The following is a 12,858-nucleotide window of genomic DNA, read 5'->3' as shown; positions in this document are numbered from 1 at the left end:
CCCTAGACGATTTCCGTGTCGAGGACCTCGGGCGTGGCCGGGGGCCCCTCGTCGAGCACCCTGCGCAGCAGCTCGGCGAGCTTGGTCGGATACACCGTCTCATGTGCCTCGGTCAGTTCCCGGCACGTCCACCAACGCGCTCCGGCGACGCTGCGCCGCTCCAGCTCCGTCAGGGCCGTGGCCTCCGTGGCGGTCTGGGTCGTACGGGCCAGGAAGTACCACTCGTCCTGGTCCCAGCGCCGCCCCGCGAACGGGAACGAGCAGGTGCGCCGCCACAGCACGGGGCCCAGTTCGACCTCCGTGATCCCGGTCTCCTCCACGAGTTCCCGCAGGGCCGCCTGCTCCCGGGTCTCGTCGCCCTCCACTCCGCCGCCGGGCGTGAACCACCAGTTGTCGGAGGGATCGTCCGGCTCGTGGCCGTGCAGCAGCAGGACGCGGTCCCGCGGGTCGAGCAGCACGACCCGGGCGACCTTGCGCAGCCCGTCCCGGCCGGGGACCTCGTCCGAGCCGGCCGCCTCAGCGGGCACCGGGGGACTCCGTGCGTGTGCGGGAACGGCCGGCCAGCTTGGCGACCGGCCCGTACGCCGCGCCACCCAGGACGAGGACGGCGCCGGCGATCACCAGGGCGATCATCGTGGGGAGCGGTCCGGGCCGCGACAGAGCGCCGAGCTCCTTGAAGCCGTCGGGGCGGGCGAGCATGCCGTTCATCGGCCAGGCGACGGCTTCGACCCGGGCCTTCACGGCACCGCGCGCCACGGTGCCGCCGGCCGCGTCCGTGAGGTGCGCGGTGGAGTCCAGCGAACCGCGCCGCTCGTCGCCCAGCAGGAACAGCCGTCCCTTGGGAACCTTCACCGTCGGGAAGCCCGTGAGCTCGGCGAGGCTTCCCTCGGGCAGATACGGTTCGTCGATCTTCTTGCCGTTGACGGTCAGCTTGCCGTCGGTGCAGCAGGCGACGGTGTCGCCGCCGACGGCGACCACGCGCTTGACCACGGACGAGCCCGTGACCCAGGTCTTGTCGTCGAAGACGACGACGTCACCGCGGCGGACCTCGCTCCCGTCGACGCGCTGCGCCAGCACCCGGTCACCGATCTTGATCGTCGGTGCCATCGAACTCGTGGGAACGGTGTACGGCCGGTAGAGCACCGCCGCCCAGGCGAATCCGCCGAGGAACAGCACCAGGCCCAGCGCGACGGCCAGCCCGGACAACCGCTGTCCCGTTCTGCTGCCCACCGGGGCCTTGCCCGTGCCGCCGCCGTGCGGGGCCGTACGTGTTGCGCTCTCGCCACCCATGGCCCCGCACCTTACCCGGGGGTACGGTCCGGGGTCAGCCCCCACTGGATCACGATCGTCGGAGCGGACCTGATCCGTCCGGGGAAACGAGCGGGGGGGGGGGGGGGCGCGGGGGGGGGGGGGGGGCCCCCCCCCCCCCGCGGGGGGGGGGGGGGGGGGGGGGGGGGGGGGGGGCGCGGGCCCCCCCCCCCCCCCCCCCCCCCGCCCCGGCGCGGCCCCCCCCCCCCCCCCCCTCCCTGGGGGGGGGGCCCCCCCCCCCCCGGCGGGCCCCCCCCCCCCCCCGCCCCGAAGGCCGTGCGGCGGTTCAGTCGTCCTTGGACGCCTTGCGCCTGCGGCGCACCAGCACGAGCGGCACCGCGCCCAGCAGGGCCACCGACCCCGGCGAGGTGAACGCCGCGGCCGCCTGGTTGCTCAGGCCGGGCTGGTCGAAGGTGTCCGGGACCGGGAGGGTGCCCCACCGGTTGATGGGCCAGGCCTTGACGATGGCACGGCCGACGACGTCGTTCACCGGCACCATGCCGTGGTGCTTGTCCGCCTGGTTGTAGCGCGAGTCCCGGGAGTTCTGGCGGTGGTCGCCCATCACCCAGATCATGCCCTTGGGGACCTTGACCTTGAACTGACCGCCGTCCTCGTCCTGGCTGCACGGGGTGTTCCCCGCGTACACGTACGACGACTCGTTCAGCGCCTTGCCGTTGACCTTCAGCGGGCCCGTGTTCTTGCACTCGACCGTGTCACCGGCGACGCCGATGACCCGCTTGATGAGGTCCTTCTCCTCGGCGGACGGCATCAGGCCGATCCAGCTGAGGACCGTCTGCAGGGCGTTCGGGTCGGCCGTGGGCTCGCCCGCCAGCCAGTTGTCCGGGTCGTGGAAGACGACGACCTCGCCGCGCTCCGGCTCGGAGCCGAACCACGGGGTCAGTTTGTCGACCAGGACGCGGTCACCCTGCTGGAGGGTGTTCTGCATCGAGTCCGAGGGAATCGAGAACGCCTGCACCAGGAACGTCTTGATGATCAGCGCGAGGACCAGAGCGATGCCGATCAGGATCGGCAGCTCCTTCCAGAAGGAGCGCTGCTTGGTGGACTTGGGGTCCCGTTCGGGACGCCCTGTCGGGGCGTCCCCGTCCTCGGAGCCGCTCCCGGAACCCGAACCGGGTTCTACGGCCGGGGCAGCCGCATCCTCGGGCCGCTCCGGCTGCCCTTCGGGACCTTCGTGCCCAGAACGCGCGCCGACCGCCACATCCCCCACATCCACTCCTCACTCCGTGCCGCCGCCGGCGCCGTATTCGGCGCAGGCCCACCACTCCCATAACGAGCGGGAGTTCCGCAGGGCTCGGGAGCGGGATCAATCCGTCTGGATCCGCAGAGGCCACCCTATGCGACAGAGCTGGAGCGGAAGCCGACCCTCCAGGCGCGTCGGCCACCGTCGAGAACGTGTTCGGCTCCTGGAGACGGGTCCAGTGTCCGATGGGCCATCCGATGACCATCGCCCGGCCCACGACCGAGTCCTCGGAGACGGTGCCGGAGAACTTGTCGGTGCGGTGGTAACGGGAGTCCGCCGAGTTGCCCCGGTGGTCACCGAGCACGAACAGACGGCCCGCCGGCACCTTCACCTCGAAGGAGAAGTCCGACGGTTTGTCTCCGGCGTAGATGTACGGCTCGGTCAGAGGGGTGCCGTTCACGGTCACCCGGCCCTGTGCGTCGCAGCACTTGACGGTGTCCCCGCCGAGCCCGACGACCCGCTTGATCAGGTCCTTCTCGTTGTCGGAGGGCAGCAGTCCGATGAAGGTCAGGCCCTCCTTGAACTGCTTGACGACGACGGGGTCGCTCTTCTTCTGGGTGTCCTCGGCGGTGAGCCAGCCTCCGGGGTCCTTGAAGACGACGACGTCACCGCGCTTGGGCTCGGAGCCGAACCACGGGGTGAACTTGTCCACCAGGACGCGGTCACCGATCTGGATCGTGTTCTCCATGGAGCCCGACGGGATCACGAAGGCCTGGACGAGGAACGTCTTGAGGACCAGGGCTATCAGGACAGCGACGCCGACGAGGAGGGGTACCTCCTTGACCGCCGAGCGGCGCCTGCGCCGCTTGATCTTGCGCGCGAGTTTGCGACGCTCGACCCGGCTGGGCCGGGCGGCGCCTCCGGCCGCGCGCCGGGATCCGGTGGGGAGCAGGTTGTCGGCGGCGTCGGCGGAGACCCCGCGTGCCCGTCCACGGTTACCCATGCGCACCCCCGGCGGCCGGCACACCCGCGTAGGCGTCGGGACGCGTCAGACGGGTCCAGTGGCCCACGGGCCAGGCGATCCAGTCGGCCCTGCCGATGACATCGCCGACGGGGAGCATGCCACCGCCGGGCGAGCCCAGATGATCACGGGAGTCGCGGGAGCGGCTGCGGTGATCGCCCAGGAGGAACAGGGACCGCTCGGGCACGACGATGTCGAAGGGCACCTCGGACGGGCTGTCACCCCGATAGAGAAATGTCGACTCGTCGACCGCTCGGCCGTTCACTTCGAGTCTCCCCTCCTTGTCGCAGCAGACCACGTGGTCTCCCCCTACCCCGACGACGCGTTTGACGTAGTCCGCGTTCCCGAAATAACCGGTGCCGTCGAAGACGACGACATCGCCCCGCTGCGGCTCGGAACCGAAACGGTACGCCAACTTGTTTACGAGAACGCGGTCCCCGATCCTCAATCCGGACTCCATGGAGCCGCTGGGAATTTCGAACGGCTGCAACACGAAGCGGCTGACGAGCAGCGGAAACACCAGACAGATCAGCACGGTCAGGGTGATCCGGCCTCCGGGAAGCCACTCCGCGATCTTGTCGGAGAACGCAGAACGCGACCGCTCCTCCGGCCCCGCTGTGTCCGAGATCTCCTCGGAAGCGGAAGGGCGGGAGGAGCGGTCGCGCTCCACAGGCTGTGCTTCGGTGTCCATCGGGGCCAGATGCTATCCGGCCTCCCTGAGACACTTTCTTACCGGCCCGATCGCCGACGGGTCACCGCGGCGGACGAGCTTACTTGTCGCGCTTCTCCTTGATCTTCGCGGCCTTGCCGCGGAGCTCACGGAGGTAGTACAGCTTCGCGCGACGGACGTCACCGCGGGTCACGAGCTCGATCTTCTCGACGATCGGGGTGTGCACCGGGAAGGTGCGCTCGACGCCGACGGAGAACGAGACCTTGCGGACCGAGAAGGTCTCGCGGACGCCGGCGCCCTGGCGGCGGATGACTACGCCCTTGAACTGCTGCACACGGGAGCGGTTGCCCTCGATGACGCGAACGTGGACGTTGACGGTGTCACCCGGGCGGAAGGCCGGGATGTCGGTGCGCAGCGAGGCGCCGTCGACGGAGTCGAGCAGGTGGGACATTTTGTCTGCTTTCTTCGCTGATGCCACAGGTCATCAACGGGAGAGAGGTTCGAAGATGATGCCGTCTCGTCGGGACGGGCGTCGTGTCCCCCTGTGGCAGGGGCGCACGCCGGACGACGGAGAGCAGCGGCCTATTCTTCCACGGTCTCGGGCCTGCGCCAAAATCGGCCGTCGGGAGCCGGTCGCCAGCCCAGGATCGAGAGCATCTCGCGGTCCTTCTTGTCGAAGGCGGAGGCCTCGCAGCGCTCGATGAGGTCGGGGCGGTACGCCGCCGTACGGCGCAGGGCCTCGTCGCGGCGCCAGCGGGCGATCTTCCCATGGTGGCCGCTGACCAGCACGTCGGGGATCTCACGGCCGCGCCACAGCGGGGGCTTGGTGTACACCGGGCCCTCAAGGAGGTTGGCCATGGCGCCGGGGGCGAAGGAGTCGTCCCGGTGGGACTCGGCGTTGCCGAGGACACCCGGCAGCAGCCGGGCCACGGCCTCGGTGACGACGAGGACGGCCGCCTCGCCGCCGGCGAGCACGTAGTCGCCGATGGACACCTCGTAGACGGGCATCCTCGTCGCGTACTCGTCGATGACACGGCGGTCGATGCCCTCGTAGCGCGCGGGCGCGAAGACCAGCCAGGGGCGCTCGGAGAGCTCGACGGCGAGTTCCTGGGTGAACGGACGTCCGCTGGGGGTGGGCACCACCAGGACAGGCCCGTGGGAGCCCGTCTCGTAGCCGTCGGCGAGGGCGGAGTCCAGGGCTTCGCCCCAGGGCTCGGTCTTCATGACCATGCCGGGGCCGCCGCCGTAGGGGGTGTCGTCGACCGTGTTGTGCCGGTCGTACGTCCAGTCCCGGAGGTCGTGCACGTGCACGTTCAGCCGGCCACGCGCGCGGGCCTTGCCGACGAGCGAGACGTTCAGGGGCTCCAGGTACTCGGGGAAGATCGTGACGACGTCGAGCCGCATCAGGCGCCGGCCTCGGTGGCGTCCTCGCCGGCCTCGTCGGAGCCGTCCTCCGCGTCCCGGGTGGACACGACCTCCGCGAGGTCGTCGATCAGCCCCGGCGGCGGGTCGATGACGGCCCGCTGCTCCTCCAGGTCGATCTCGACGACGATCTCCTCGACGAACGGGATCAGCACCTCGGTGCCGTCCTCCCGCTCGACCACGAACAGGTCCTGCGAGGGCAGGTGCGAGATCTCGGTGATCCGGCCGACCGCGGAGCCGTCCGTGGTGAACACGTCCAGGTCCATCAGCTGGTGGTCGTAGTACTCCTCCGGGTCCTCCGGAGTCTCGTCCGGATCGACCTCGGCGATCAGCAGGGTGTTCCGCAGGGCCTCGGCGCCGTTCCGGTCGCGTACGCCGGCGAAGCGCAGCAGAAGACGGCCGCTGTGGACGCGGCCCGTCTCGATGGTCAGCGGTCCGGCGGAGGCCGGATCGGTGAGCAGGACGGCACCGGGTCCGAGCCGCAGTTCGGGCTCGTCGGTGCGGACCTCCACGGTGACCTCGCCCTTGATGCCGTGGGCGCGGCCGACGCGAGCGACTACCAGCTGCACTGTGCTTGATCTCCTGTCGTGTACCGACGGCAATGCTTCGGATACGGGTGCGCAGACGACTGCGGGCCGGGGACGGCTCGTAAGCCCTCCCCGGCCCGAGCCGGTGCTGCCTGTTACGTCAGCGGACGTGGTCCACGTCGACGAGGTCGACGCGGACACCGCGGCCGCCGATAGCACCCACGACGGTGCGCAGAGCGCGCGCGGTGCGGCCGTTGCGGCCGATCACCTTGCCGAGGTCGTCGGGATGGACCCGAACCTCGAGTACGCGCCCGCGGCGCAGGTCGCGCGAGGCGACCTGCACGTCGTCGGGGTTGTCGACGATGCCCTTCACGAGGTGCTCGAGAGCCTCCTCGAGCATGCTCAGGCCTCGGTCGACTCGGACTCGGCCGGGGCCTCGTCCTTCTTCTCAGCCTTCTTCTTCTGGGTGATGGCCTCACCCTTGCCCGTGTCCTCGCCACCGAGGGCGTCGAACAGCGGGCGCGCGGCCTTCGGCTCGGCGACGAGCAGCGGAGCCGGGGCCGGCAGGCCCTTGAACTTCTGCCAGTCACCGGTCAGCTTCAGGATGGCGAGCACGGGCTCGGTCGGCTGCGCGCCGACACCCAGCCAGTACTGCGCGCGGTCCGAGTCGACCTCGATGCGCGAAGGGTTCTGCACCGGGTGGTACAGACCGATCTCCTCGATGGCCCGGCCATCACGGCGGGTACGGGAGTCGGCGACGACGATGCGGTAGTGAGGCGAACGGATCTTGCCCAGACGCTTCAGCTTGATCTTGACTGCCACGGAAGTGGTGTCTCCTGGTCTTGACGGGGTTGGGCACGCAGAGATGGCCGCGTGGGGTTGCGGTACCCGAGTGCCCGATGGACGCGTCAGCCGGAGGAGAGAGGGGTCCTATGCGGCTGTCGAGTACAGCTAGCCATTCTGCCACATCCCGCGCTCCGCCCCGACCGAGGGTGGGCGAGGCCACGCCTGAGCGAGACCGCGCCTCGGCGAGACCGGCCCGAGGGGGTCCTGCCCGAGCGAGTCCCGGCCTGGGCGAGGACATGGCTGAGCGGGCCCCCGCCTGACGGGCACCCGGCGTTCCGGGTGCCCGTCAGGCGGGGGCGGCGTGGACCGGCCGCCGGGGACGGGGACGTCTCAGAGAGGTCGCCCGCGCGCACTCGTTCCTCCTGAATTCCCCCACGTACTCCAGAGCAGTGGGGGAGGCACGACTGCCCACGGGCCGCGCTGACTCGTCCGGCACCCACGAGACGCCGGTGGAGCACGCGCCTCAGCCTGCTGCTGCCCCGACCACCTCCGGAATCCGGAAGGGTTTGCCGCACCCTCCGCAGACGATCGGTGCCTGCGCGAGGACGGACGGGACCACGCGCACGTTGCGCCCGCAGTCACAGACGGCCTTGACGCGGACACCTCCTCCGGAGGAGCCGTGGCGGGCGGCCGGACCGCGGAACGAGCGGGCGGTGTCGGCGGACGTGGCGGCCGTGTGGGCCTTCAGCGCCCGCTGGAGCCGCTCGATGGTCGGGCGGTAGCGGCGCTTCGCCTCGGGATTGAGCGTGACCAGCGAGAAGCCACTGCTGGGATGCGGCTCCTCGGGATGGTCGAGGCCCAGTTCCTCGGCGATCGCCAGGAATCTGCGGTTGTGATAGCGGCCGGCGCGCGAGGTGTCGCGGACTCCACGGGCGGCGGCGATGCCGTGGACTGCTTCGTGAAGCAGTCGCTCGAAGGAGAGTTCGTGTCCGCAGGCGGACGACGACTCCCCGATCAGGGACTCTGGCGCGGCTAGATCCGGCAGTTCGGGGTGGTGCCGCTGAATGTCGGCCCACGCCCCTGCCAGCTCTGCGGCGAGAACAGGTGGTGTCGTGCTCACGTAATGAGAACGAGCGGGAGTGCCTCCGTGTTCCTATTACGGGGCATCCCAAATAATTTGCACGTACCCGTCAGTTGTTACTGATGCGTCCCGACGAGGGCGGGTGCGCTGATCTGCGGATAAGCGTCACAGCTCATACCAAGCCGGTACGTAGGCGCACGTACGCCCCGGCGCGTAGACGACATCCGCACGCCGAGGCACCTGGGGCCGGCGGATGCGCAAGAGGTGTTTCGGCCGCCCTGCTGCCTCGCTCAGTAGGCGCGGGCGACGACGGCGACGTTACCGGGTGCGTCGTCGGCGCCGGGCACCGACCCGTCCTCGGCGACCAGACACCGTACGGTCACCGCGTGCTCGGCGAGCCTGGCCTCGCCGTCTTCACCGAGGTCGGCCCAGGGAATGCGCGCCCAGCCGCCCGCCACGGCGGCCTCCACCGCCGCGTCGATCGTCGACACGTCCGAGGTACGGGACTCGCGGTGCTCGCGCGACTGGCTCAGGAGCAGCGCCTGGTCCTCTTCGAGGATGCCGGGAAGCAGGGCCACCAGCGCGTCGAGGGCCACGGGCTCCTTGCCTCCGGGGATGCGGCGGACCAGCATCGCCGTGCCGTTCTCCAGGTCACGGGGGCCGATCTCGACGCGTACGGGGACCCCCTTCAGTTCCCAGTCGACCGCGCGGCGCCCGAAGGGGGTGTCCGTACGGTCGTCGACCTGAACCCGTGCACCCGCCGCCTTCAGCCGGTCGCCGATCTCGCGGACCTTGGCCAGAACCGCCTCGTCCCCCTTGATCGCGAGGACGACCACCTGTACAGGGGCGAGCCGGGGCGGCACCCGCAACCCGCTGTCATCGCCGTGCGACATGATCAGGCCACCCACCATCCGGGTCGAGGACCCCCAGGAGGTCTGCCAGACGAGCTCCTGCTTGCCGTCCCTGGACAGGTACCGGGTGTCGAACGCCTTCGCGAAGTTCTGGCCCAGCTCGTGACTGGTGCCCATCTGGAGCGCCTTGCCGTCGCCCATCATGCCTTCGAGCGTGAGGGTGTTGATGGCCCCGGCGAACCGCTCGCCCGCCGTCTTCCGGCCGAGGACGACATCGATGCCGAGGACGTTCACCATGAAGTCGGCGTACACCTCCTTGTGGATGTGCGCGGCGTAGTCCCGCGCGTCCTCGTAGGTGGCGTGCGCGGTGTGGCCCTCCTGCCAGAGAAATTCGGTCGTTCGCAGGAACACCCGCGGCCGCATCTCCCAACGGACCACGTTGGCCCACTGGTTGATCAGCAGCGGCAGATCGCGGTAGCTCTGCACCCACTTGGAGAAGGACTCGTTGACGATCGTCTCGGAGGTGGGGCGGACGACGACCGGCTCCTCCAGCTCCTTGCCGCCGCCGTGCGTGACGACCGCGAGCTCGGGCGCGAAGCCCTCGACGTGCTCCGCCTCCCGGGTCAGGTACGACTGCGGGATGAACAGCGGGAAGTACGCGTTCTGGGCCCCCGCCTCCTTGATACGGGCGTCCATCTCCTGCTGCATCCGCTCCCACAGCCCGTACCCGTAGGGCCGGATGACCATGGTGCCGCGCACCGGTCCGTTGTCGGCGAGCTCGGCCTTGTTGATCAAGTCCTGGTACCAGCGCGGGAAATCGTCCGCCCGGGGCGTGAGAACGGGTGCCTTTGCCATGCGGGTGATGTTACGGGCCCACGTTGCCGGTATGTGAATTCTTGCGCCTTTCGCGGCCGGGGCACAAACGGGCCCCCGCGACCCCTGGACGGCACGTCGAGGGCGGAGTTACCTGACATACGGGGGGAGTGCGGGCCTCGCACGCGGGGGCGGAGAAAGGGGGCCCGGCGGTAACTCTCGGCGGATTGGGGCATTTTCGATGACACCTACGCTCGTGCGGCAGCACCTTCCTCATGCGGGCCCGTCGCCCCGCGCGGACCGGGGTGCACGCGCGCGTGACTGGGCCGAGATCCAGGAGCGGATGCTGGTACCGCTCTACGAGGCCGTCTACGAGCGGCTCGAAGTGGGCGGCGGGACACGGCTGCTCGGACTCGGCTGCGGATCGGGGCTCGCCCTGCTGATGGCGGCCTCCCGCGGCGCCGCGGTCACGGGTGTCGACTCCTCGTCGCCCGAACGGCTGGCCCTCGCAAGGGAACGTCTGCTGCCGCGGGACCGGGACCCGGGCGCCGCGATCCGGATCGTGTCCGGGTCCCCGCGGGACACGGTGGCTGAGGGAGCGCCGGCGTACGGCCTGGTGACCGCCTTCGAGCCGATCGGGTGCGTGGCCGACGACTCCGAGGGGCTCGCTTCGCTGCTCGCGGAGGCGGCACCGCTCGCCGGCCGGGGAGCGCCCGTGGTGCTGGTCGGGTGGGGGCCGCCGGAGCGGTGCAGCACCTCGGCCGTACTGCGGGTGGCCACCAAGCTGGCCGATCCCCTGCGCGGGGCGGCGGGCTGGCGTGCCGCTCGCCGGGACGACCTGGAGGACGTCGCCCAGCGGGCCGGACTGCGGCCCGACGGCTCGGGGCGCGTGTCCTGCCCGTTCGGATACGCCGATGTGGACAGTGCCGTACGCGGGCTGCTCTCGACGGGGCTCTTCGACGCCGCGGTCGCCGCCACCGACCAGGCACAGGTCGACAAGGAGGTGGCCGAGGCGCTGCATCCTCATCTGCGGCGGGACGGGACGGTCTGGATGCCGAACGTGTTCCGGTATCTGATCGCCCGTACGGCCTGAGGCCGGCCCGGGGCGTGGCGGTCAGACCTCCTTGGGCGTCGCCCGGGGCACTCCGGCGATCCGGTACGCCTCGGCCTCCTCCAGCGTCTCGTTCGCGAGGAGCGCCTCGGCCAGGGCGTCGAGCTGTCCCCGGTGCTCACGGAGCTTGCGGCAGGCCTCCTCATAGCACTCGTCGACGATGCGGCGCATCTCGTGGTCGATCGAGTCGAGGGTGCCCGGGGCCGCCGCGAGCCCGTAGGCCTGCTGCGCGTCGCCCGGCAGCGCGGACAGCCGGCCGACGCGTTCGCTCATGCCCCAGCGGGCCACCATGCCGCGGGCGAGGTTCGTGACCTGTTCCAGGTCGTTCTCCGAGCCCGTGGTGATGACGTCGTAGACGACGTGCTCGGCGGCCATGCCGCCGAGGGCGCCGATGATCCGGCCGCGCAGATAGTCCTCGGTGTACGCGTACCGGTCCGCGTCCGGCGTCGAGAGGGTGACGCCGAGCGCGCGGCCGCGCGGAACGATGGTGATCTTGCGGACGGGGTCGGCGCCGGGCCGCAGCATCCCGAGGAGGGCGTGGCCGCTCTCGTGGTAGGCGGTGCGGCGGCGCTCCTCGTAGGGCATGACCAGGGAGCGTTCGGCGCCGAGCTGGACCTTCTCGAGCGCTTCGGAGAGGTCACCCTGGGTCACCTCGGACTGCTTGCGCTTGACGGCGAGGAGGGCCGCCTCGTTGGCGAGGTTGGCCAGGTCGGCGCCGGTCATGCCCGGGGTGGTCCGGGCCACCTGGGTCAGGTCCACGCCGGGGGCGAGCGGGATGTCGCGGGTGTGGATCTCCAGGATGGCCTCGCGGCCGCCGCGGTCGGGGGGCGAGACGTTGACGACCCGGTCGAAGCGGCCGGGGCGGGTGAGCGCCGGGTCCAGGATGTCCGCGCGGTTGGTGGCGGCGATGACGATGACGCCCTCCGAGCCGGAGAAGCCGTCCATCTCGGTGAGGATCTGGTTCAGCGTCTGCTCGCGCTCGTCGTGGCCGCCCATGGCGGAGCCGCCCGACCGTGACCGTCCGATGGTGTCGATCTCGTCGATGAAGATGATCGACGGGGCCACCTTGCGGGCCTCGGCGAACAGTTCGCGGACGCGCGAGGCGCCGACGCCCACGATCATCTCGATGAACTCGGAGGCGGAGGCGGAGAAGAACGGGACTCCCGCCTCGCCCGCGACGGCCCGCGCGAGCAGGGTCTTTCCGGTACCGGGCGGGCCGGCGAGCAGCACCCCGCGCGGCATCTTCGCGCCCATCCTGCGGTACGCGTCGGGATTCTTGAGGAAGTCCACGACGTCGTCGACCTCGCCGGCCACCTCGTCGATGCCGGCCACGTCCGCGAACGTGGTGCGTTTGCCGCCGGGCACGAGCTCGACCGGTTTCGGGGGCGTCTTGCGGCCGAGCATGCCGCCCGCGCCGCCCATGCCGGAGCCCATCCGCCGGGCGATGAAGATCCACAGGACGACGAGCAGGACCATCGGGGCGAGCGAGATCAGCAGGTTGAACAGGAAGCTGCGCTCCTGGACCACCGGCGAGGCGGTCACCGTGACGTCGTGCTTCTGCAGGTTGTCCCAGAGCTTGTCGTCCGCGAAGACCGGGCGCTGGGTCTTGAACTTGGTGTATTTCCCGTCGCCGTCGGGCTTCTCCTGCGAGTCCTTGAGCTGCCCCTGGATCGCGTCGCCCTTGGCGTAGATCTTGGTGACGTTGCCGTCGTCGACCTGCCGGCTGAACTCCGTGTACGAGATCGTCGGCTCGTTGCCCTTGTTGTAGAAGGACAGCACCAGGTTGGCGATCAGGAACACGATGAGCGCGGCCAGGGCCAGGCTCCACCAGCCCCCGGGCAGCTTCCGCCGGCCGCCCGGCGGCGGTGTCGGCTCGGGTGGCGTGCCCTCGGTACGCCACGGCTGGTCCGGTGCCTTGCGCGGCGGCACAGGATTGCTCATAAGTGGACGTTACGACAGATGGCGGACACCGGCACCTGCGATCATGCCACTGGGGGCGCCCCTCGCGGCGAGGGGCGCCCCCAGTGGGCGTCACGTCCTGGCTCCGGCACGGGGCGGAAGGTCAGC

General features: G+C 70.6%; 13 protein-coding genes and 1 pseudogene. 1 reads left to right on the top strand and 13 read right to left on the bottom strand.

Annotation, left to right across the window (positions count from 1 at the left end; all coding sequences use genetic code 11):
* Positions 1-2: 2 nt before the first annotated feature.
* The 12 genes and pseudogenes from ACF07B_RS22965 to proS form a co-directional block, all read right to left on the bottom strand.
* Positions 3-527: an NUDIX hydrolase gene (locus ACF07B_RS22965; RefSeq protein WP_369484233.1), complete on the bottom strand. Its 525-nt coding sequence runs from the start codon at positions 525-527 to the stop codon at positions 3-5.
* Positions 517-1,290: a signal peptidase I gene (gene lepB, locus ACF07B_RS22960; protein ID WP_384234998.1), complete on the bottom strand. Its 774-nt coding sequence runs from the start codon at positions 1,288-1,290 to the stop codon at positions 517-519. Before lepB (ACF07B_RS22960) ends, ACF07B_RS22965 begins: the two co-directional genes overlap by 11 nt.
* Before the next feature lie 304 nt (positions 1,291-1,594).
* On the bottom strand, positions 1,595-2,536 hold the full coding sequence (lepB, locus tag ACF07B_RS22955) for a signal peptidase I (RefSeq protein ID WP_392180302.1): 942 nt from the start codon (positions 2,534-2,536) through the stop codon (positions 1,595-1,597).
* Positions 2,424-3,512: pseudogene (lepB, locus tag ACF07B_RS22950) on the bottom strand (signal peptidase I); the annotation flags it as partial. The pseudogene lepB (ACF07B_RS22950) and the gene lepB (ACF07B_RS22955), both read right to left, overlap by 113 nt.
* Positions 3,505-4,221: a signal peptidase I gene (lepB, locus tag ACF07B_RS22945; protein WP_392180301.1), complete on the bottom strand. Its 717-nt coding sequence runs from the start codon at positions 4,219-4,221 to the stop codon at positions 3,505-3,507. The pseudogene lepB (ACF07B_RS22950) and the gene lepB (ACF07B_RS22945), both read right to left, overlap by 8 nt.
* Before the next feature lie 79 nt (positions 4,222-4,300).
* Positions 4,301-4,651: a 50S ribosomal protein L19 gene (gene rplS, locus ACF07B_RS22940; protein WP_369484229.1), complete on the bottom strand. Its 351-nt coding sequence runs from the start codon at positions 4,649-4,651 to the stop codon at positions 4,301-4,303.
* A 131-nt stretch (positions 4,652-4,782) separates the two neighbouring features.
* Positions 4,783-5,604 (bottom strand): tRNA (guanosine(37)-N1)-methyltransferase TrmD, encoded by an 822-nt coding sequence (trmD, locus tag ACF07B_RS22935; RefSeq protein ID WP_392180300.1) that lies wholly within the window; start codon positions 5,602-5,604, stop codon positions 4,783-4,785.
* Positions 5,604-6,191 carry a ribosome maturation factor RimM gene (gene rimM, locus ACF07B_RS22930; RefSeq protein WP_369484227.1) on the bottom strand — a complete coding sequence of 196 codons (588 nt, stop codon included), beginning with the start codon at positions 6,189-6,191 and terminating at the stop codon, positions 5,604-5,606. The genes trmD and rimM overlap by 1 nt, the downstream gene beginning before the upstream one ends.
* Positions 6,192-6,309: 118 nt before the next feature.
* Complete coding sequence (locus ACF07B_RS22925; protein ID WP_005479813.1) at positions 6,310-6,549, bottom strand: RNA-binding protein; 240 nt, start codon at positions 6,547-6,549, stop codon at positions 6,310-6,312.
* 2 nt (positions 6,550-6,551) lie between these two features.
* Complete coding sequence (gene rpsP, locus ACF07B_RS22920) at positions 6,552-6,971, bottom strand: 30S ribosomal protein S16 (RefSeq protein WP_326785285.1); 420 nt, start codon at positions 6,969-6,971, stop codon at positions 6,552-6,554.
* Between the two features lie 487 nt (positions 6,972-7,458).
* Positions 7,459-8,055 (bottom strand): hypothetical protein, encoded by a 597-nt coding sequence (locus ACF07B_RS22915; protein WP_037625093.1) that lies wholly within the window; start codon positions 8,053-8,055, stop codon positions 7,459-7,461.
* 251 nt (positions 8,056-8,306) lie between these two features.
* Positions 8,307-9,722 carry a proline--tRNA ligase gene (gene proS, locus ACF07B_RS22910; protein WP_392180299.1) on the bottom strand — a complete coding sequence of 472 codons (1,416 nt, stop codon included), beginning with the start codon at positions 9,720-9,722 and terminating at the stop codon, positions 8,307-8,309.
* 199 nt (positions 9,723-9,921) lie between these two features.
* Between proS and ACF07B_RS22905 the strand changes: the two genes are divergently transcribed.
* Positions 9,922-10,773, top strand: coding sequence for an SAM-dependent methyltransferase (locus ACF07B_RS22905; protein WP_392180298.1), 852 nt, complete (start codon positions 9,922-9,924; stop codon positions 10,771-10,773).
* A gap of 21 nt (positions 10,774-10,794) precedes the next feature.
* Here ACF07B_RS22905 and ftsH read toward each other — a convergent pair whose 3' ends face one another.
* Positions 10,795-12,732: an ATP-dependent zinc metalloprotease FtsH gene (gene ftsH, locus ACF07B_RS22900; RefSeq protein WP_384240778.1), complete on the bottom strand. Its 1,938-nt coding sequence runs from the start codon at positions 12,730-12,732 to the stop codon at positions 10,795-10,797.
* Positions 12,733-12,858: the final 126 nt, after the last annotated feature.

Source organism: Streptomyces sp. NPDC015532, from assembly GCF_043078065.1.
GTDB lineage: Bacteria > Actinomycetota > Actinomycetes > Streptomycetales > Streptomycetaceae > Streptomyces.
The sequence above is the reverse complement of the archived record's forward strand: the minus strand, read 5'-3'. Positions and strand labels throughout refer to the sequence as shown.